The 20,506-nt window shown below is 65.4% G+C and carries 19 protein-coding genes; 9 read left to right on the plus strand and 10 right to left on the minus strand.

Translation table 11 applies throughout. From position 1 onward, the window contains the following. Positions 1–166: 166 nt before the first annotated feature. From ACFVVI_RS07325 to ACFVVI_RS07340, 4 genes are all read right to left on the minus strand, one after another. Positions 167–1,066, minus strand: coding sequence for an SDR family NAD(P)-dependent oxidoreductase (locus ACFVVI_RS07325; RefSeq protein WP_387444004.1), 900 nt, complete (start codon positions 1,064–1,066; stop codon positions 167–169). Positions 1,067–1,302: 236 nt separating this feature from the next. Further along, entirely contained in the window at positions 1,303–2,238 is a 936-nt protein-coding gene (locus tag ACFVVI_RS07330; RefSeq protein ID WP_387444006.1) for an alpha/beta hydrolase, read from the minus strand. Positions 2,239–2,548: 310 nt separating this feature from the next. Continuing rightward, positions 2,549–2,917: a hypothetical protein gene (locus tag ACFVVI_RS07335; RefSeq protein WP_378628051.1), complete on the minus strand. Its 369-nt coding sequence runs from the start codon at positions 2,915–2,917 to the stop codon at positions 2,549–2,551. 106 nt (positions 2,918–3,023) lie between these two features. Then, positions 3,024–3,656, minus strand: a complete 633-nt coding sequence (locus ACFVVI_RS07340; RefSeq protein ID WP_378628052.1) for a TetR/AcrR family transcriptional regulator — start codon at positions 3,654–3,656, stop codon at positions 3,024–3,026. A gap of 181 nt (positions 3,657–3,837) precedes the next feature. Between ACFVVI_RS07340 and ACFVVI_RS07345 the strand changes: the two genes are divergently transcribed. Then, entirely contained in the window at positions 3,838–4,356 is a 519-nt protein-coding gene (locus ACFVVI_RS07345) for a nuclear transport factor 2 family protein (RefSeq protein ID WP_387444008.1), read from the plus strand. Between the two features lie 386 nt (positions 4,357–4,742). Then, positions 4,743–5,687, plus strand: coding sequence for an FAD-dependent monooxygenase (locus ACFVVI_RS07350; protein WP_387444010.1), 945 nt, complete (start codon positions 4,743–4,745; stop codon positions 5,685–5,687). Positions 5,688–5,815: 128 nt separating this feature from the next. Here the strand turns inward: ACFVVI_RS07350 and ACFVVI_RS07355 are convergent, their stop codons facing one another. From ACFVVI_RS07355 to ACFVVI_RS07365, 3 genes are all read right to left on the minus strand, one after another. Continuing rightward, on the minus strand, positions 5,816–7,294 hold the full coding sequence (locus ACFVVI_RS07355) for an aldehyde dehydrogenase family protein (RefSeq protein ID WP_387444012.1): 1,479 nt from the start codon (positions 7,292–7,294) through the stop codon (positions 5,816–5,818). 106 nt (positions 7,295–7,400) lie between these two features. Beyond that, entirely contained in the window at positions 7,401–8,342 is a 942-nt protein-coding gene (locus tag ACFVVI_RS07360; RefSeq protein ID WP_387444015.1) for a LysR family transcriptional regulator, read from the minus strand. Between the two features lie 79 nt (positions 8,343–8,421). Then, positions 8,422–9,777, minus strand: coding sequence for a phenylacetate--CoA ligase family protein (locus ACFVVI_RS07365; protein ID WP_387444017.1), 1,356 nt, complete (start codon positions 9,775–9,777; stop codon positions 8,422–8,424). 388 nt (positions 9,778–10,165) lie between these two features. Here ACFVVI_RS07365 and ACFVVI_RS07370 point away from each other — a divergent pair, with 388 nt between their 5' ends. Genes ACFVVI_RS07370 through ACFVVI_RS07395 form a run of 6 tightly spaced genes read left to right on the plus strand, consistent with a single transcriptional unit; the run spans position 10,166 to position 15,867 of the window. Then, positions 10,166–11,311 (plus strand): acyl-CoA dehydrogenase family protein, encoded by a 1,146-nt coding sequence (locus tag ACFVVI_RS07370; RefSeq protein WP_387444020.1) that lies wholly within the window; start codon positions 10,166–10,168, stop codon positions 11,309–11,311. 47 nt (positions 11,312–11,358) lie between these two features. Further along, entirely contained in the window at positions 11,359–11,862 is a 504-nt protein-coding gene (locus ACFVVI_RS07375; protein ID WP_364708891.1) for a MaoC/PaaZ C-terminal domain-containing protein, read from the plus strand. A 4-nt stretch (positions 11,863–11,866) separates the two neighbouring features. Next, on the plus strand, positions 11,867–13,072 hold the full coding sequence (locus ACFVVI_RS07380; protein WP_387444023.1) for a thiolase family protein: 1,206 nt from the start codon (positions 11,867–11,869) through the stop codon (positions 13,070–13,072). Positions 13,073–13,091: 19 nt separating this feature from the next. Beyond that, the gene (locus ACFVVI_RS07385; protein WP_387444025.1) at positions 13,092–13,508 is read left to right on the plus strand and encodes a Zn-ribbon domain-containing OB-fold protein; all 417 of its coding nucleotides are present in this window, start codon (positions 13,092–13,094) and stop codon (positions 13,506–13,508) included. 51 nt (positions 13,509–13,559) lie between these two features. Then, positions 13,560–14,720 carry a CaiB/BaiF CoA transferase family protein gene (locus tag ACFVVI_RS07390; protein WP_387444028.1) on the plus strand — a complete coding sequence of 387 codons (1,161 nt, stop codon included), beginning with the start codon at positions 13,560–13,562 and terminating at the stop codon, positions 14,718–14,720. After that, on the plus strand, positions 14,713–15,867 hold the full coding sequence (locus ACFVVI_RS07395) for a CaiB/BaiF CoA transferase family protein (RefSeq protein WP_387444030.1): 1,155 nt from the start codon (positions 14,713–14,715) through the stop codon (positions 15,865–15,867). The genes ACFVVI_RS07390 and ACFVVI_RS07395 overlap by 8 nt, the downstream gene beginning before the upstream one ends. Positions 15,868–15,935: 68 nt before the next feature. Here the strand turns inward: ACFVVI_RS07395 and ACFVVI_RS07400 are convergent, their stop codons facing one another. Both ACFVVI_RS07400 and ACFVVI_RS07405 read right to left on the minus strand, forming a co-directional pair. Next, positions 15,936–16,616, minus strand: coding sequence for an AIM24 family protein (locus ACFVVI_RS07400; RefSeq protein ID WP_387444032.1), 681 nt, complete (start codon positions 16,614–16,616; stop codon positions 15,936–15,938). Between the two features lie 194 nt (positions 16,617–16,810). Next, complete coding sequence (locus ACFVVI_RS07405) at positions 16,811–18,031, minus strand: CaiB/BaiF CoA transferase family protein (RefSeq protein ID WP_387444034.1); 1,221 nt, start codon at positions 18,029–18,031, stop codon at positions 16,811–16,813. A 320-nt stretch (positions 18,032–18,351) separates the two neighbouring features. Here ACFVVI_RS07405 and ACFVVI_RS07410 point away from each other — a divergent pair, with 320 nt between their 5' ends. Continuing rightward, positions 18,352–19,266 carry an alpha/beta hydrolase gene (locus ACFVVI_RS07410; protein WP_387444036.1) on the plus strand — a complete coding sequence of 305 codons (915 nt, stop codon included), beginning with the start codon at positions 18,352–18,354 and terminating at the stop codon, positions 19,264–19,266. A 75-nt stretch (positions 19,267–19,341) separates the two neighbouring features. On the opposite strand, the gene ACFVVI_RS07415 is transcribed toward ACFVVI_RS07410, so the two are convergent. Further along, positions 19,342–20,490, minus strand: coding sequence for a lactonase family protein (locus ACFVVI_RS07415; RefSeq protein WP_387444037.1), 1,149 nt, complete (start codon positions 20,488–20,490; stop codon positions 19,342–19,344). Between the last annotated feature and the right edge of the window lie 16 nt (positions 20,491–20,506).

Consider the following 20,506-nt stretch of genomic DNA (forward strand, 5'->3'; position numbering starts at 1 on the left):
CGGCGCATGGGTGCACGGGGAAGGCTCGCCTCGAATGGTTGACCGTTCGAGGCGAGCCGCATCGCCTCACGAACGCTGAGGGCTTTAGTGATTACCGGGTATCGGCTGCCAACAAATTAGCGCGACTCCTTACAGGCGGGCCCGGGGAGTTCAGCGCCGAGCGGACTCAGTCGAACAAGTCGAGAAGCGAACCTTCGTTGTCCGAGCCGATGATTCCGACCGGCTTGCTGCTGGCGTCGTCGAGGATGGTGTCGAGGTTGGCTTGGATGTCCTCTGGAGTGACCTCGGGGTTCGTGTAGCCGCTGTTGATCGTGAGCGCGAAGCGTTGCATCAAGCCACCCTGGGTGAGCAGTGTCTCGCCGGCGATGGAACAGTCTTCATGCGCGAGGTAGGCAACCGTCGGGGACACCATTGCGGTGGTCATTGTCTTCTCGAGCATCTTCTTCAGATCGTCGGGGATCTCCGCCTCCGCAGCCATTCGCGTGTAGGCGGTGGGGGCGATCGCGTTCACCCGAATACCGACTTTGAGCGCTTCCATGGCGAGGGTGCGGGTGAACGAGAAAATGGCGCCCTTGGAGGCGACGTACGCGCTCTGCTGTTCAAAACCGACCAGTGTCGGCGACGCGGTGTTGACGACGCGCCCCGCCCCTGACGCGATGAGGTGCGGCCACGCCGCGGCAGTCACGGCCGCGGTGCCGAGGAAATTGACCTCGATGTGCTGGCGGATGCCCTCGATCGCCTCCGGTCCGAAGGGCGTCATGTGGTTGATGCCCGCATTGTTCACGACGATGTCGAGACGTCCGAATGCCTCGATCGCGGTCTGCACAATCGCCTCGGCGCCGGTCGACACGCTGTCGTAGTTGGCGACGGCCTTTCCGCCCGCCGCGGTGATCTCGGCGACCACGTCATCGGCGGGAGAGCTGTCGGACCCTTGTCCTGCGGCAGAAGATCCGAAGTCATTGACCACGACCGATGCTCCTCGTGAGGCCAGCAGCAGCGCGTGCGAGCGGCCGAGCCCCCGACCGGCGCCCGTGACGATGGCGACCTTCCCGTCAAAACGCAACATGGTCTCTCGCTTCCCTCCATGCGTGGCATGGACGACAGGTTGACGGGACGCCGGACGCCCCATCGCATCTAAAATATATTTGATAGTATATGCCATCTAGGATGCGGCTACGCAAGAGAGCGGGCGAAATCTGTCGACCGAAAGCTGGTTGTGAGAGCTGGCCGACAACGCGTTGCGCAGACGGCGAGGGCCGCCGGCGTGCCGGCGGCCCTCGCCGTCGTGCGTCGAACCCGGAATCAGCTCAGGTGCTTGCCGAAGAACGGGACCAGGCTCTCGAGCGCTTCGCCGGTAGGGCCGGGCTGGTCGTAGAGGTCGTAGTGCGAGGCACCCTCGACCACGACGAGTTGCTTGTCCTTCGACGCGGCACGACCGTAGAGCTCCATGCTCAGTCGCTGCGAAGCGAAGGCGCCGGGCTTGTCGCCGATCACCACGCACAGCGGCTGCGTCAGGAACACCTCGACGCGGTCGTAGGCGTCCCAATCGGCCAGGGCGGCTTGGCGACCGAAGTTGAAGCTGGTCTTGCCACCGGGGGCTTGGCCGCGATCGGTCTTGTAGTAGTCGGTGGCCTCGAGCACATCGATATCGGTGACGCCCGCCTGCTTGGCCGCCTCGACCGACGGTGGCAGCAGATCGTTGATCACCTGGGCCTGGCCGCGCGCCTGCGCGGTGCGCTGCGCGGCGATGGCCTCGAGCATGCCCATCGGGTTGTACTCGGAGAAGCCCTCGCGCATCAGCCGGCCGACGTTGCTGCCGACGACGGTGCCGAGTGCCTTGATCCGGCGGTCGATCTTGGTGGCAGCTACCGCGTAGCCGGCGCCGCCACAGATCGCGAGCACTCCGATGTTGTCCGCGTCGACGTACGGCAGCGTGACGAGGTGGTCGATCACGAAGCTGAAGTCGCTGGTCCGGAAGCCGGGATCCTCGACCGAGCGCGGATCGCCGCCACTGTCGCCCTGGAAGCTCGCGTCGAAGGCCGCCACCACGAAGCCCGATTCGGCCAGGGCCTTGCCGTAGATGTTGCCCGAAGTCTGTGCTTTGCAGCTGCCGGTGGGGTGGGCGGAGACGATGGTGGGATACACCTTCGACTCGTCGAACCCCGGCGGGAAGTAGATATCGGTTGCGATGTCCCAGGCCCAGCCCTTGACCGGCACCGTTGTGATGTTGTCTGCCATGACCTTCTCTCCCGTTCTATAGCTATTCGCTGGCTACAACAGAAATCTACGGCCGTTTCGGCAGTCGAAGAAGGTCAGAACAGTGCCTAGGAACGATCTCTCCCAGTCAGGCCGGGGCTGAACTTCGGCCGGGCCGGATCGTCGCCGACCAGAAGTAGAGGCGGGGCCGCCCGACGAATTACCCTTCGGCAACGTGGGGCAGGAGCCGATGCTCCCGCCCCACGCTGTGTGCCGTCAGATCAATTCCAGCCGCCTGGCGAGGTTGCGATTGCCACGCTGTCGCTGCCCGGGCTAGCCATCGGCGAGTCGATCAAGCGTTGGAGACGGTACCCAAGACCGCCGGATCGAGCTCCAGGCCGATGTACTCCTCGGCATGCGTTGCGAAGCCGTTCTCAGTTTTCACGATGATGGTGTTGTGGATCTTCTGGCCATTGAACTCGCCGGAAAACTGCACGAGGAAACCAGTATCGGTCACGGTGAAGCGGCGGTTGGTCATCGTAGGGAGACCCCCGACGGTGTGCACGTTCTCGATCGCCTTTTCGAAGGAAATCCAGACGTTGTCGTTGGAATGCCAAACCTGTGCGCCGGGCGCGCAGAGCGGGGCGAAATTGTCGACGTTGTCCAGTGCGTCGAGCCATGCCTGCGCGAGTTCTGCGTTCGTACGGGTGCTGGTTGTCATCGTTGACTCTATTCTCTTGGCCCGACGGGGTGCCGGGATTTTGTGAATTGCTGTGCGGATCAGGTGTTCCGACAGCGGTGATATTCAGTTGTGGTCCGGTGGGATCTCAGACGGCTCGTGTCCACGTGTGTAAGGCGTCGAGATCGACGAGCGCGCCGAGTGCGGTGCGCATGATGCTTGCCATATCGACTGCGTCGGGTTGCACGGCCCACTGCAGCTGCACGCCGTCGAGCAGGCCGATCACGCTCGACGCGGCATCCGCGTGGGAGAACTTCCCGCGGTATATCCCTCGCTCGTCAGCCAGTGCGAAACGCTGGGCCAGCAAGTCGCGGTAGGTGTTTCGGCGAGAGCGAAAGTGTTCGTAGGCCGGATGTGCGGGCGAGGTGGCCTCGGCGACGAGCATGACGTACACCCGAACCAATTCAGGTGTGTGACTCAGGGCGTCGGCCAGATCGATGATGCCGAGTAGTAAGCCGAAGTCTCCGGGCCGGAACGCGACAGTCTGCGCCCACTCGTCGCGCTGCTCCAGCACCGCGAGAAGCAGCGCTTGTTTGTCGGCGAAGTGATGGAAAATGTTTGCTGGACTGATGCCGGCATGCTCGGCGACGTTGCGCAATGTGCCGCACGCATAGCCCGAATCGGCGAACACCTGAAGTGCGCTGGCCAGAATGGCCTCACGCTTCGCCTCGCTCTTAGCGTAGCGGCCGCGCGTCCCGCAGCGGGTTCTGAGCTGGGTCATCGTCGTCCCGTCCATGTGCCCGGCAGGCCGGGATGGAAACACTATATTAAATATCTACCAGATGTTCAATATTATATTTTGTGCGACGAGAGCGTGCTAGCTTCAGCTCGGCAGCCGCCACACGGAACATCTTTCGACCCTGGTGCCCCCGATGCGGGGGACCGACAGAACGGAGCAGTCGGTGCCGACTGACTTGGAACGATTGATCGCGATCGAGGACTGCAAGCAGGCCCGATACAACTTCCACCGGTCCCTGGATACCAAGGACCGCGACCTCTACCTCTCGACAGTGTCAGCCGACCTGGTGTTCATCCCGAAGGACGCGAACAACCCCGACCTCGGCGAGATCGTCATGAACGGAGCCGACACGTTCTGGGGTTTCGCCGAGCAGGTTCTGCTCTCGCGCAAGTCGATCCATCTCGGCGTCGCGCCACAGATCACGGTGATCGACGAGAACAACGCCACCGGGTTCTGGTACATCTGCGGCTATGGCGAGCTCACCGAGGCGGAGGCGGCAGAGAAGGCCGCCGAGGCGAAGGAGATCGATGAACACGCCAAACAGGCACTCGAGATCTTCGCCGCGGATGCGGGCGGCAGCAAGAAGAGCCTCGCCTTCGAGAGCATCGAGGACGAGTATGTCCGGATCGATGGCAAGTGGGTCATCTCGAGGATCCTCGTAACCGCCCTCGCGAGCCTCTGAGTTCGCAGCCACACGACGGTGTTCGGTCACCGCAGGTACGTGCCTGCGGTGATACGGAATCTTGTGAGGGGTGTTCGCGGCGCTTCCTGGGAACAGATTCTCCCCTGCAACGGGTGGTCGGCGGGTGCCACCATCGACTCGGACATCGCCACGGCACGACGCCGTGGGCCGTGCGCCACCCACCGTCTGGACGCGGATAAGCGGTTGGCGCCGAGTGGATCGAGGAGACCGTCATTTCTACCAATATTTCCGAGCAACCGTCGCTCCATGCGGCGACACTGATCGTCGGTGGCTCGTTGGGTGGGTTGACCACAGCGCTCGCGCTGGCGGCTCGCGGAAGGGCGGTCACCGTTCTCGAGCGGACAGGTGGGCGCACACAGCGGGGCGTGGCCATTCTGGTATCCGGCGCGAGCTTGCGTGGGGCGCTCGGTGCGCAAGCGCGCGAGATCGTCGGTAAGGCACTCGGTCCCGCGTCGATGCGGCAAGGGGTCTACCCACACTCCTGGTGGGACGTGTATTCGGCACTGCGCGATGCCGCCGATGCGGAGCCGCTCATCACAGTGGTCGAGAACGCTCACGTCACCGAGGTCGGACAGGACGACGACGCTGCCTGGACCCGCCTAGCGGACGGATCGGTGTGGACCGGCGACGTGCTGCTGGGCGCCGACGGCTACCGCAGCGTGGTTCGCCGCTGGGTGGATTCGGCCCGGCCTGTCGCCGACTACGCGGGATACGTTGTGTGGCTGGGGCAGTCGGATCTGCCGGAGTACTACCTCGAGCGGGCAGGCGGCCCCGATTTCTTCTCCGGGGAGGACGACATGCTCGCCGTATACCCGCTGATCGATCGCGACGGCGGCGTCACCCGCTACGGATGGGGCTGGTTCGATCCGCACCACACCTCGTTGTTCCGGCGGATCGGAGCAATCGACGGTGCGGAGGTCAAGTACACGCCGCGCGTGGACGCTGTCCCCGGCGAGGTCTACGACGAAATGATCCGCACCGCCGAGACTCGGTGGCCCGAACCCTGGCGCACGGGTGTCGTCGAGGCGTTCCGGGCGAGGGATGTGGTGGCCACCCCGATCACCGAATACCTACCGCATCGGGTGGCCAACGGCCGCATCGGCGTACTCGGTGACGCCGCGCACGCTCAGACGCCCATGACCGGTGCCGGATTCGAAGAAGCAGTAGCGGATGCGGTCGCGCTGGCAGAGGCGCTCGACGGCGTGGATGCCGAGCAAGGCCTCGAACGCTATGAAACGGCCCGGTTGGCCGGAATGCGCAGTCGGGTATCGGCAGGGCAGTCCTTCAGCCGGTCCTTCGCGGGCATCTAGAATTCTTCGGAGCTGCGAGAATCATGGTCGTCGAACTCGATGTGATTGCGGCGCAACAAGATCCACCCTGACGCCGCAAGCGGACCTCGACCGGTGTCGAGCCCCGCTTGCCGTGCCGGTGCGGCTCGTCAGTCCAGGTTGATGTAGACCGCTTTCGGGTAGAGGTAGGACTCCACGTGTTCCTTGGCGCCCTTCCATCCGTATCCGCTCATCTTGTACCCGCCGAAGCCGATCGAGGGGTCGAGGACGCCGTAGCAGTTCACCCAGATCGTGCCGGCCTGGATACCGCGGGAGACGTTGTGCGCGGTGGACAGGTCACGGGTCCATACCCCGCCCGCCAGTCCGTATTCGGTGTCGTTGGCGATGCGGAGGGCGTCGTCGACGTCGTCGAAGGGAATGACCGAAGCGACGGGCCCGAAGATCTCCTCGCGCGCGATGGTCATGGTATTGGTGGCATCAGCGAAGATGGTCGGTTCCAGAAAGTAGCCCGCACCGAGTTCGTCGAGGCGCTTGCCGCCGGCGACCAGTTCGGCACCCTCGGTGCCGCCGATCTGGATGTACTGCTGCACCCGGTCGAGCTGACGCTGATTGATCAGCGGTCCCAGCTGCGTGTCCGGGTCGAGGCCGTCGCCGACGCGCACGGTCTTGGTGAATTCGCCGATGCGGGCGACGAATTCGTCGTAGATCGGGCGCTGCACGAGGATGCGGGAGCCGGCGACGCAGACTTGACCGCTGTTGGTGTACACGCCCATAGCGGCTCCGGGCACGGCCTTGTCCAGGTCGGCGTCGGCGAAGACGATGTCGGGTGACTTGCCGCCCAGTTCCAGCTGCAGTCGTTTGAAGTTGGTCGCCGAGGCGCGCACGATCGACCGGGCGGTGCCGACCGAACCGGTGAACGCGAGCCGGTCCACATCGCGATGCTCGGACAACGCCTGGCCCGCTTCAATGCCGTAGCCGGTGACGACATTGATCACGCCGTCGGGTACGCCGGCCTCGGTCAGCAGTTCCGCGATACGCAGTACTGACAGCGAGGCATCCTCAGCGGGCTTGAGCACCGCGGTGCAGCCGGTAGCGAGCGCGGGCCCGAAGATCCACCACAGGCCGATCAGGGGGCCGTTCCACGGAATGACGCCGCCGACCACGCCGACGGGGGCGAGGTGCTTGAGGGTGAGGAAGTTGCCCGGCAGTGAGTTGGGGGGAGTGGAAGCAGTCGCGAGGTCGCACTGGGAGGCGAAGAACTGCAGGACCTGCGAGGTCCATTCGGCCAGCCCGCGCGTGCGCTGCAGGGGCGCGCCCATGTCGAGGGTCTCGATGGTGGCGAGCTCCTCGAAGTTGTCGAGCACCACATCGTGGACCTTCAACAGCAGCTTGCGTCGCTGGTGCGGCGTCCAGCGGCTCCACTCACCTTCGAACGCGCGCCGGGCGGCGGCGACAGCGCGGTCGATATCGGTGGCATCGCCCGCGGCGATCTGCGAGATGACCTGCCCGGTAGCCGGATTGACGACATCGATCTGTCGCCCGGAGGCGGCTTCGACCCACTGACCGTCGATGAGATGGCGCTTCGGGCCGGAGACGAACGCGGGCACTTCATGAACTGATGCGAGCATATCAGGCATAATATATTCCTCTTGGGGCGCCTATCGCTGTTTCGACCAGGCATCCGAAAACAGCCGAGCCCTCGGATGGAACCGGGGATCGGTAGTGGTGTTGCGGTCAGAGATCGTCGTCGAGGTGGTCGTCGTCCACGGGGCGGGTCAGCAGCTGCTCGATGAAAATCTTCGTGGCGGGGCTGAATTCGCGTCCGCGAGCGGTAGCGAGGTGGATCCGCCGCTCGGCCCATGGCTCGTCGAGGTCGAGTACGGCGACGCGACCGATCCATTCGTGGCCCACCAGGCATTCGGGCTGCACGGTGACGCCCAGCCCGGCATTGACCAGGCTGATCGCGGCGCCGCCGCTGCGCAGGACGTGCTTGGGCGCGTACTCCTCGCCGACACGCTGGGCTGCCGCACGCAGCGCCCCGACCAAGGCGCGTGGAGCGATCAGATTCTCCGGCAGTAGATCCCGGATCGTCACGCTGGGCTGCTCGCTGAGCGGGTGCCCGAGTGGGACCACCGCGACGATGCGGTCGCGCCGATACGGGGTCACCTCGACACCGTCGAGGTCGAGCCCGTACGCCGAGGCGAAAACGCCCAGGTCTGCCTCGCCTCGTGCAACCTCTTGGACGATGTCAGCGTTCTCGACCTCGTGCACGACCAGATCGACCAGCGGGTATTCGCGGTTGAAGTCGCCGAGCTCACGGGCCAGGAACGGCACGATCACCGACCGCGCCGACACGATCCGCAACTCGCCCTGCACGCCCTCGGTCAGTGAGGCGAACTCCGTGCGCATGTCGTCGAGACTGTCGAAGATCATGCGCGCGTGGCGGGCCAGGATCGCACCCGCCGGACTCGGCACCACGCCCTTGGGGCTGCGGTCGAGCAGCTTGACACCGGCGATGTTCTCGAGCACTTGGATCCGCTTGGTCGCGGTGGACGCGGCGATGTTCTCGCGGATCGCGGCCAGGCCGATCTGCTGTTCTTCGATCGCGGAGAGGAACAGTCGCAAGGTGAACAGGTCGACCTGTCGAATCAGGTGCAACCGGTTGAGCGTGCCCATCTCACCTCCGCGGACGATCTGTCGTCGGTGACTCCGAGCATAGTCCAGACGCTGACAAAGAATATTTAATATCTCACATTCAGGAGGTCGGCACCCGTTCGATGAGGGCGACCTTGACATGGTCGGGGCGTTTCAGCGTGCCGTCGGGCACCAGCTCCACGATCGCCTTCACATTGAGCGCCGAACGCACCCGCCCTTCGATGGTGGTGCGCAGGTCCTCGCGCTGCTCGGCGCTCAGATCGTGGGCGTACTCGACCACCAGCGGTAGCGGGCGCTGGGTCGAATGACCCTCGAAGTCGGCTCGGATGCGCATCTCGCCGGTGGTCGCGGGAACCAGTTCCATGACGAGCTCCTTGATCGCCGACGGGAACAGGTTGATGCCACGCACGATGAGCATGTCGTCGGTGCGTCCGACACAGCGCACCTTGTAACCCGTTCGGCCACAAGCGCAGTCGGTGCCGGTCACCACCACGTGGTCGCGAGTGCGGAACCGCAGCAGGGGAGAGGCCTGGCGGCGCAGAGCGGTGTAGACGAGCTCACCGCCGGCGCCAGGGACCGGCGCCACCTGTTCGCCGGTCTCCGGGTTGATGAGTTCGGCGATCATCAGATCCGGCGACAGGAAGTGCATGCCGTCGCCGACCTCGCATTCGCCCCAGTAGGTGCACGCGATATCGGTGCCACCCAACATCTCCCGTGCCGTGGCGCCCCAGAGCGACTCGAGCTTCTCGCGCACCGCGGGCAGCCCACCGCCGGGTTCGCCGCCCACGCTGATCGCGCGCACCCCTAGCTCGGCGGCGGCGCGGCCGACGATCTGCGGAGCCTGCTCGGCCAGGTGGGTGAGGAAGTAGGGGGTGCCGATCAGGGCGTTGGGGCGCTGATCGGCCTGCACACGAAGCAGTCGCTCGGCGCCGGCCTCCGCGCCGATCGGGATATCGACGATGCCCATGTACTGCAGGATCTGCACGATCGGCAGGCCGCCGACAAAACCCTTGCTCATGCCGAAGCCGTGCAGCAAGCGGTCGCCGGGCCGAAAACCGTTGGCGTACAGGGCGCGTGCGCCCAGCTCACTCCAGGTGCGGATATCGCTGACGGTGAGGCCGACGTAGGACGGTGAGCCGGTGGTGCCCGACGAAGCCTGGATCTGCACGATATCGGCATCGGCGGCCGCCACATGCGCACCCAGCGGCGGAGCGGCGGCGAGGCTGTCGCGCAGTTCCTGCTTCTCGGTGAACGGGAGATCCGCCAGATCGGCGACCGTCTCGATCTTGCCGACATCGACACCGTGCTGGGCGAACTTTGCCTGGTAGAACGCGCTGTTTGCGGCCAGATAGGCGAGCTGCTCCCGGAGGCGCTCGTCTTGGACCCGCCGCGACTGAGTCGCCGACAATGTCTCGACGGCACTCCAGTACTGCGCCGAGAAAGGAACACTTCTCATGATGACTCCCGAATGGCCGTTGCAACGTCGCCGCGCTACCGTTGCGGTTCGGCGACGATTGTTCCCTGACCATAGTTGGGCTATTACAGCTATTCAATTCACTGTCTTCGAACTACCACTTCGGAATTTTTCACTTGCTAACAGACTGGGTGCGTGTCAATCTCGAACTATCGGCGGCATGCCTGCCTGACCTGCTGGTTCATGGGCGGTTGTGGGTAGGCCGGCTCGATTTGGTGGAGTATCGGACTCGGATCGGACCATCCGCCGGGGGATTCGAAGCTGTCGAATGACGAATTCGAAGATCATCACTTGGCGCCCGAGTGGGCGGGAATTAACGTACTGCTCGGCGAAACAATTATCCGAAACCATCGCATTACGGAGCGCAAGAATGAATTCGAACTTCCTGGACGAGTCGCAGGCCGACTGGCTCGACACCGTGAACAAGTTCATGGACAACGAGATCACCGTGGAGTACGTGCGCAAGTGCGACACCGGCCGGGAGTACCCGTACGAGGCATACGAGAAGATCGCCGCGCAGGGCTGGCTCGGCATCCTCATCGACGAGGCCGAGGGTGGCTCCGGCGGTGACATCTTCGACTACTCGCTGATGGCCGAGGGCCTGGGCAAGTACGGTTTCGACTTCGCCTGCTCGGTGCTGGTGCCGACCTTCACCGCGATGAACATTCTCAAGTACGGCACCGACGAGCAGAAGGCGCGCTACGTCAAGCCGTTCATCGACGGCCAGATCCGGTTCTCGGTCTCGATCTCCGAGCCCGACGCCGGTTCCGACGCCTCCAACACCAAGACCCGCGCCCGCCAGGAAGCCAACGGCGACTGGGTGATCTCGGGCCAGAAGCTGTGGTGCTCGGGTGCCGCGGCCAAGGACACCGTCATCGCGATGCTGGTGCGCACCGATACCGACGACAAGCACGGTGGTCTCTCGGTCCTGCTGATCCCGAACGACACCCCGGGCCTGGACATTCGCAAGCTGCCGACCCTGTCGCGTCATGCGACCGGTACCACCGAGATCTTCCTCGACGAGGTGCGTGTGCCCGCCGAAGCGCTGCTCGGCAAGGTCGGACAGGGCTGGAAGATCATCACCGATCACCTCGAGCTCGAGCGTTGTGCCGTCGCCGCGGCTTACGTCGGCAACGCCCAGGAGGCGGTGCGCGCGGCCAACAAGTACGCCCATGAGCGTATCCAGTTCGGCAAACCGATCTACGAGTTCCAGGTGCTCAAGCACATGCTGGCCGAGAACCAGACCCGCGTCGACGCCGCGCGTCTGCTCTGCTATCGCGCCGCCAAGATGAAGGCCGCTGGTCTGCCCGCCGCCCGCGAGACCTCCATGGCCAAGCTGTACGGCTCCGAAACCCTCAAGCAGTGCGCCCTCGACGGTATGCAGATCCTGGGTGGCTACGCCAACCTGCCCGAGGCCGACATGGAGCGCTACCTGCGCGAGAGCGTGCAGTCCACCATCGGTGGCGGCACCTCGCAGATCCAGCGCACCATCATCGCCAAGTCGATGCGCCTGTAGTCCGGCGTGTAAACCACCCTCCCGAATGCACTCTGAGGAGAACTTCGATGGCCACCATCAACAATCGCATCGACATGCCGCTCGACGAGATCGAGGTCGGCACCGTGTTCCGCTCCGGCGGACGCACCATCACCGAAGCCGACGTCGTGAATTACTGTGCGCTGACCGGCAACTGGATCGAGATCCACTCCAACGTGCACTACGCCGCGCAGACCCGCTTCGGCAAGCGCCTGGTGCAGGGTTCGCTGACCTACTCCCTGATGACCGGCCTGATCCAGTTCGGCCCGTCGATCCAGGCGAACTACGGCATCGACAACCTGCGCTACCTCAAACCGGTGCTGATCAACGACACCATCTACGTCACCGCCGAGGTCATCGCCAAGAAGGACAAGGACGAGAAGTTCGGTGTCGTCACCTTCCTGATGAAGGCGCTCAACCAGGACGGCGACGTGGTCCAGCGCAGCGAGTGGAGCCTGCTGATGCTGCGTAAGCGCGAGGACCTCGACGCACTCGTCGGCGCCTCGCTGCCGACCGAAAAGGTGCGGGGCTGACCTCATGACCGCACAACCCGTCGCAGCGATCGTCGGCATGGGCGATGCCTATGCCACGCGCGCCAATCGCAAAGACCCGCTGCAGCTGGCCGTCGAGGCCACCGTGGCGGCACTCGCCGACGCGGGGATCACGAAGGATCAGGTGGACGCCTTGTTCACCGGTCGTTCGCCGTGGGCCGACAAACGCTCGCAGTGGAACAACATCTTCGCCTCGCACATGCAGATGCCGTTGACGTTCACCAGCGAACTCACCCTGCACGGCGCCGGCCTCACCGCCACCCTTGCCCAGGCATCACAGATGATCGCCGCGGGCAAGGCGGAATACGTGCTGTGCCTGCAGAGCGATGCGACGGAGTTGTTCGTCGACGCCGTGGCCATGGGCGCGGAGGCCGACGCGGATCCGCAGTTCGAAGTGATGTACGGACCGACGATCCCGTCCCTCTACGCCCAGGCCGCGCGCCGGTACTTCCACGAATTCGGCATCACCGAAGCCGATCTCGCCGAGGTCGCCGTCGCCAACCAGCGCTGGGGCGCCCACCACCCGCACGCGGCCAAGGCCAAGCACGGCGAGATCGATGTCGCCACGGTGCTCGCCTCGCCCTACGTGGCCACCCCGTTGCGCCGGTGGATGTGTTCCACCTGGGGCGGCGGTACCGGCGGTGCGCTGGTCGTCACCGCGCCCGACAATGTGCGGGCTGACCAGAAGCCGGTCTACCTGCACGGGTACGGCTCGGCCACCACCCACGAGTACCTGTCGGACCGGATGAACATGCGCACCTGCAAGTTCGCCGACTTCGGCACCCTGCCCAACCTCACCCACACCGCCACCATCGAGGCGGCGCGGCAGGCCTACGCGATGGCCGATCTCGGCCCCTCCGACATCGACATGGTGCAGATGTCGGTGAACTTCGCGCACATGGGCCCGATCGTCATGGAGGACTTGGGTTTCGCGAAGAAGGGGCGTGGTATCGACGTCTATCGCGAAGGCCGCACCGGCGTCGACGGCGACCTGCCGACCGACACCAACGGCGGCTGGCTGTCCTTCGGTCAGCCCGGCATCTCCTGCAACATGGACACCATCATCGAGACCGTGCGCCAGCTGCGCGGACAGGCACTGGGACTGACGCCGACCCGCAAGCCGGAAACCGCACTGGTGCAGGGCGCGGGCGGCATGTTGGCGGCGGGCAGCGTCCTGGTGCTGGCGGCCTGAGCGGGAATCGGAGAACATCATGAGCGAACCAACCAACGACTGGCCGCAGCCGTACCAGCTGCTCGACGCCGCGCCCTATTGGGCGGCGCTGGACGATCAGCGCTTGACCTTTCAACGCTGTGCCGACTGCGCCGAAGCCGTCTGGCCCGCGCATTCGTATTGCCCGTACTGCGCCTCCGCAGCACTGGCCTGGGAGGAGTCGGCCGGACGCGGCACGGTCTATTCCTTCAGTACGGTGATGCGCGGCCCGACCCCGGTGTGGGCGTCTATCACGCCCTACACCGTCGGATTCGTCGAGATGGCGGAGGGCTACATGCTCTTCGCCCAGATCGAAGGCGACCCGGAGTCCATCGCGATCGACCAGGACGTCACCGTCCGCTTCGTCGAACGTGGCGCCCAGACCATCCCCGTTTTCACCGCCGCGAACCCCGGGTAGAGGTGCACGATGACACAAGACGATCGATCACGACCAGGGCAGGAGTAGGCGATGCAGAACGAACTTCCGCTGGCCGGGATCGTCGTGGTCGAGCTCGGTGACAGCGCCTCGGCGCCGTTCACCGGCAAGATCCTCGCCGAACTCGGCGCCGAGGTGTGGAAGGTCGAGCGGCCGACCGGGGATTCGTCGCGAGGCTGGGGCCCGAGTATGTGGAAGGGCAGCGGCGCTGCGTTTCACGCACTCAACCGCGGTAAACGGTCCATCAAGATCGACATCAAGGACCGCGATCAGCTTGCGCTCTTGCATCAGTTGATCGCAGAACGCGCCGATGTGTTCCTGCACAATCTGCGACCGGGCTCGGCGGCCAAATACGGCCTGGATGCCGAAAGCCTGCGGGTGACCAAGCCCGAACTCGTGCATTGCGAGGTCGGCGCCTTCGGACACAGCGGGCCGATGAACATGCTGCCAGGCTATGACCCGCTGATGCAGGCGTTCTCCGGAATCATGAGCATCACCGGCGAGAACACCGGACCGCCGGTGCGCGCGGGGGTGTCGATCATCGACTTCGGCACCGGCATGTGGGCCGCGATCGGCATCCTGGCCGCGCTGCATCGCCGTCAGTCCAAGCTCGACGGCGCCGCGGTGAACGCGTCGCTGCTGGAAACGGCGATCGGATGGATGTCGATCGGCGCGGCCGGCTACAACACCGACGGCGCACCCGGCGAACGCCACGGATCCGGCGTCGCGTTCATCGTGCCGCATCGCGCATACTCGGCCGCCGATGGCGATCTGATCGTCAGTTGCGGCAACGACGGCCTGTTCGCACACCTGAGCCGGGCGTTGGATCGGCCGGAGTGGGCGAGCGATGAGCGGTTCGCCACGAACGCGGGACGGCTGGCCAATCGGGCCGAGATCGACCGGCTGATCGGCGATCGGCTGGCCGAACACCCGCGCGAATACTGGCAGCAACGGTTGCAGGACTTCGGTGTCCCGGTCGCGCCGGTACAGACGACCGCCGAGATGGTCGCTCACGAGCAGACCAGGGCGCTCGGCATTATCGGCGCACCCTCCGAAGACGAGATCGGGGTCGTGGGTCTGCCGTTGTCGTTCGACGGCAAACGGCCACCACCGTTGGCGGCCGCGCAAGATATCGGCGGAGCCGACGACCAACTGCGCGACAGTCTCCGAATGGGTGGAAACGGCAATGGGTAGTGCCAGTGGCCCGCTCGCGGGCATCCGTATCGTCGAACTGGGCGGGGTCGGACCGACCCCGTTCGCCGCGATGCTGCTGTCGGATCTGGGTGCCGACATCATCCGGTTGGATCGCCCCCCGGGCTACGACGGTGGCGCGCCGATCGACGCGCGGTTCAATCTGCTCAACCGGGGCAGGCGCAGCGCGGTCTTCGACTTGAAGAAGCCCGCGGCGGTCGAAGCGGTGCTGCGACTCGTTGCCGAGGCGGACGTGGTGCTCGAAGGATTTCGGCCCGGCGTCGCGGAGAAGCTCGGCCTCGGTCCCGAACAGTGCACGGCGGTCAATCCGGCGCTGGTCTACGGCCGGATGACGGGCTGGGGCCAATTCGGCCCGCTCGCACAGGATCCCGGCCACGACGTCAACTACATCTCACTGACCGGCGTCTTGCACTCGGTCGGCCGCGCCGGTGAACCGCCCGCCATCCCGCTGAACCTGGCGGGTGATTTCGGCGGGGGCTCCTTATATTTGGCGCTGGGTGTGGTGTCCGCGCTGCTGGAAAGCCGCACCTCGGGTCGGGGCCAGGTGGTCGACGCCGCCATGGTCGACGGCTCGGCCTCGCTGATGACCCTGTTCTACGGCCTGTTCGCCGCCGGCTACTGGAGCGACGAGCGCGGCGTGAACCGGCTCGACTCGGGCGCGCCTTGGTACAACGTGTACGAAACCGCCGACGGCGGCTGGGTCAGCGTGGGCGCCAACGAATCCCGCTTCTGGCGCAACCTGCTGCGCATCATGGACATCGACGAATCGGAGCTGCCCGATCAGCACGAAAAGTCGCAGTGGCCGTCGGTGCACAAGCGGTTCACGTCGGTGTTCTTGACGAAGACCCGCGATGAATGGTGTGCCCTCGCGGATGGTCAGGAGGCGTGCCTGGCTCCGGTGCTCTCGCTCACCGAAGCGCCGCGACACGCGCACCTGCGTGCTCGCGGCACCTTCGTCGACATCGAAGGTGTGGTCCAGCCCGCTCCCGCACCGCGATTCAGCCGCACACCGGGCGCGATCCAGCACCCACCTGCTGACCCCGGCGAGCACACCGATGAGGTTCTGTGTGACTGGGGCTTCACTCCTGCCGAGCTCACCGCGCTGCGCCATCAACGGGCCATCGCCTGACCGCAGTGTGACCAACGAAGCGCTCGGTGCGAAACTTCCGCCGAGCGCGTTCGCGTTGCGCAGTGTGGCTACTTCGAGCTTGTCGGCCCGAAGTTGAATTCCGAGGGTTGGAGAATGATGAACCCTTCGCCGAGGAATCGCACCTGCGCTACCTCGCCGGACCCGCCGCGCAGCATCGATCCGAAGCTCTGGGTGCGCACGATGGAGGTCTGCAGGCCCGAGGACCAGCCGATCAGGGCATCGGAATCGGCGAAAACCGGTTGCTGGTGACTGACGGGGATGACGATCGGCTGACCGTGGCTGGTGATCGCCAGCCGACCCTGTCCTTGGAACACACAATTGAACAATCCGCCTCCGACGAAAGCGCCTGCGCCGGAGACCATCTGGATGTCGTAGCCGAGCGAAGGCTCGTAGACGAGGATGTGTTTGCCGTTGATCGACAGTGAATCGCCGGGGTCGAGGTCGATCAGAAAGCACTCCGAGGAATGGTGCGCGAACCAGACCTCGCCCTGCCCGCGGCAGCTCATCAACGGCACCCCCTCACCGGTCGCGAACCGCTTGACCAGGTTGCCCAGCCCCTGGCTCTTGATCTCGAACGCGAATTGCCCGCGGTAGCCGATCATGGCACCTTGGCGGGCGTACACCTCGCCGTTGACGCAGGCCTTCACACACCTGGAGTGCTGCAGGGTGATACCGAGTTGCGTTGCCTGCTGGGCCATATTGTCGGCGTGGAAGATCTCACTGCGCATGCGCGTCTGTGCTCCTGAACGATCGCGGGGCCGCCTGTTCGGGCCGGCGCGGGCCGGCCGAGCGCCTGCCTCACGATACCGAGCTGCCGGATCGGTGCCCACCACGCGATCTTCGGCATCAGGGGTGAGTTCGCTCGTTCGACGACCCCAGCCGATATGTCCAGCCCGACTCGAGGCGGGTCGCATCGTGGTCGTCAGACGTCGGTGCGAATCTGCAACGTCTCGGGCGTGAATGCAGCGCCGGTGGACACCAGGTGATCGATCTCGTCGGCACCGAACCCGTATTCGCTCAGTACCTGGACCGAGTTCTCCCCGAGCCGGGGTGCGGGATAACGCAATTCGGGTGCGTCTTCGCTCCATTGCTGGGGGATGCCCAGCGACCGCAACAGCCCTTCGGTCGGGTGTTCCTCTTCGGCGAAGAAGCCGACAGCCTTCATGTGCGGGTCGTCGAGCAGGGTTTCGGGTGTGTTCATTTCGATGGCGGGAATGTCGGCCTCGGTGAGGATCTGCACCCACTCCGCCGTCGTCTTGGTTTCGAGTACTTCGGCGAGGAAGCTGTAGAGCAGGCCGATGTTCTCGGTGCGGCCGCCGATATCGGCGAAGCGGGGGTCCTGCGACATTTCCGGTTTCCCCGCCAGCGCGAAGAATCGGTGCCAGTGCTTGTCGGTGTAGACGTTCACACCCAGGTAGCCGTCACGGGTGCGATAGGGGCGGCGGTCGGAGTTCATCATCCGGGCATAGCCGGAGGTGCCGATCGAGGGGATGAAGGTGTGGCCGTAGAGGTGGTCGCCCAGAGCGAACTGGGCGAAGGTCTCGAACATCGGGACCTGCACTTCCTGACCGTGTCCGGAGCGTTCACGGCGGTAGAGCGCGGTGGTGATCGCGTTGGCTGCGGCCATGCCGACTACCCGGTCGGCGATCGCGGTGGCGATGTAGGTGGGTGGGCCGGATTTGCGGCTCTGTAGGACCGGCATGCCGACGGCGGCCTGGATCAGATCGTCGTAGGCGGGCCGGTCGGCGTACGGGCCGTTCTGGCCGAAACCGAAAGCGCCACAATAGATCAGGCGCGGATTGCGCTCGCGCACCTGTTCGTAGGCCAGACCGAGGCGGGCCATCGACTTCGGGCGCAGGCTGTAGAGCAGCACGTCGGCCGAGGCCAGCATGCGCTGCAACGCGGCATTGCCGTCCGCGGATTTGAGGTCGAGTACCACACTGCGCTTGTTGCGGTTGAGGTGCAGGAAGATCGCGCCCATGCCGGGGTTGCGGCGTGGACCGACACCGCGCGTGGTGTCACCGGCGGTGGATTCGATCTTCACCACATCGGCGCCCATGTCGGCGAGCAACAGGGTCGCGAAGGGGCCCATGAAGTTCGAGGTCAGGTCGAGGATGCGCACGCCGTCGAGCGGTCCGGTCATGTGTTCGTCTCTTTTCGTGGTGCGGGAGACGCGGCCGGGCTGAGCCACCGGCAGCGATCATCGATCGTGCCGGGAGAACCCGAGGTCCGGTCACCGGCTCCTCTCATCGTAAAACGCGAGTGCTATCGAACCCAGTGACATGTTACGAAGCCCGAATTCGCGGACGCCGAATCAGTCGGAACTCGTGATCTGACAGTAGTTCTTACTGGGGGTGGAGGTTCATGGGAAGAATCTTTCCCATTGTCGGGAGGTTCTGCCGGAGAGAAGCTTGTCGCATCGGCTTCGAGCCGGAGCAGATCTCATCGAAAGGATCGTGCCTGATGCGCACAAGCGTCAACTTCTCGAGCAACGGCCTGCGCCTGGCGGGCATCCTGTTCACCCCCGACAACCGCACGGGTGAGCGCCTGCCCGCCGTGGTGGTGTCGCACCCCGGCGGTGGTGTGAAGGAGCAGACCGCCAGCATCTACGCGCAGCGACTGGCCGACAAGGGCTATGCCGCGCTCGTCTTCGACGCCGCCTACCAGGGTGAGAGCGAAGGCGAGCCCCGCTTCCTGGAGGACCCCTTCCAGCGCAGCGAGGACGTCAAGTCCGCTGTCACCTTCCTGACCACCCGTGACGATGTCGACCCCACCCGCATCGGCGCCCTCGGTATCTGCGCCTCCGGTGGTTATGTGCCCTTCGCCGCGCAGACTGACCACCGCATCAAGGCCGTGGCCACCGTCAGCGGTCTCGATATCGGCGACTACCTGAGCAACGGCCTCGGCCGCACCCAGGACCCGTCGGTGCTGCAGGAAATGCTCGACGCCGCCGGTGCGCTGCGCACCGCCGAGGCGCAGGGCGCGGAGCCGAACTACCAGATCTGGGCGCCGCCGAGCGCCGAAGGTCTGGAACAGGCGCCGGAACTGTTCCGCGACGCGCACGACTACTACCGCACCCCCCGCGGGCAGCACGAGCGCTCGGAGAACAAGTGGCCGCTGCAGAGCATCGACCGGATCGCGCAGTTCGACGCGTACGCCAAGATCGCCATGATTTCCCCGCGTCCGCTGCTGATGATCGTCGGCTCCAAGGCTGACACCGCCTACTTCAGCGAGGAGGCCGTCGCCAAGGCCGCCGAGCCGAAGGAACTGTTCGTCGTCGACGGCGCGACCCATGTCGACCTGTACGACCTGGACCAGTACGTCACCCCCGCCGTGGACAAGCTCGACGAGTTCTTCGGCAAGGGTCTGGCCGGCTGATCCCGGCCGACGCTCACACAGGCGTCTGCCCCGCACGGGTGATCCTCGTGCGGGGCAGACGTTTTCGTGTCTCGGTCAGGGGGTCTTCACCAGGATCGGACCGTCGCCGAAGATGGTTCCGGTATCGACCGAGGGCAGCGCGGATCGGGTCAGCGTGCCGTCGGCATTGACGTCGAAGATGTGGATCTTCGTTGTCACCGTGGTGGGCAGGCAGTCGGCGACGTAGAGGTGGCGCTCGTCGTCGCTGAGTTTCACCAACCCGGGATAGGACCCGGCCGGCGCCCGGTACGGCGAACCGGGCAGCGGCGTCAACGCACCATCCGGACCGATCGAGAATCCCGCGATCGCGCCGCCGGCGACCTCGGGAATGTAGACATAGCGTCCGTCCGAGGTGACCTCGGCCGCGTGCGGCATCCCGCCGGTGGCGTACGGCGAACCGGGGGTGGGCGTCAGGCTTCCGTCGTCGCCGACCGCGAAACCTGAGACACTGCTGCCTTGTTCATTGCTCACGTAAACGAACCGGCCGTCGGGCGTGTAGCCCGGATTGACCGGGAGCCTGCCGCCGGGCACGGGATCGCCGAGCGCGGTGAGCTCGGCGTCCGCACCGATCGCGTAGCTGTGAATCTTGGCGTCGGCGGCACTGGTGAAGCGCAGATAGCGGCCGTTCGGGTCGACGGTGATCATCGGGAAGACGGCGAATCCGTGGACCGTGGTCTCGCGCAGGAAGGTGAGCGCGCCGGTGGGGGAGACAGCGTAGGTGCTGATCCGTCCCGGTACCCCGCCCGCCCCGATGAACAGGAATCGTCCGTCGGGCGTCAGGATCGAGGTGACCACCGGGCCGCCGCTGAACGCGACCTCACCACCCGGGATCGGATGCGCCGTGCCGTTGTCGTCGAGGTGGTAGCCGGTGACGCGCTGCGCGCCCACCTGAGTGACATAGACATCGCGGCTCTCGGGTGCCGCGGCCACCGACAGCACGGCGGGACCCGCGCCGAACGGTGAGCCGGGCACTGCGGACAACCCGCCGTCGTCGGCGATGCGCAGGACCGCCACATTGCCGGTGGCGGTGCCGCCCATCAGCAGGAACTGTGACTGTTGACCGGGTGCTCCGGCGGCGGTGCCTGCCGCCCAGCCGGCGCCGAGGACCACCGCCGCGAGCGCGGCGGTCGGCTTCAGGAGCAGCTGGGCGCGACGGCCCGCCCTACGTCGTGGAAATGTCGTCATCGACTACCTATCCGAA

The organism is Nocardia sp. NPDC058114, from assembly GCF_042884695.1.
Taxonomy (GTDB): Bacteria; Actinomycetota; Actinomycetes; order Mycobacteriales; family Mycobacteriaceae; genus Nocardia.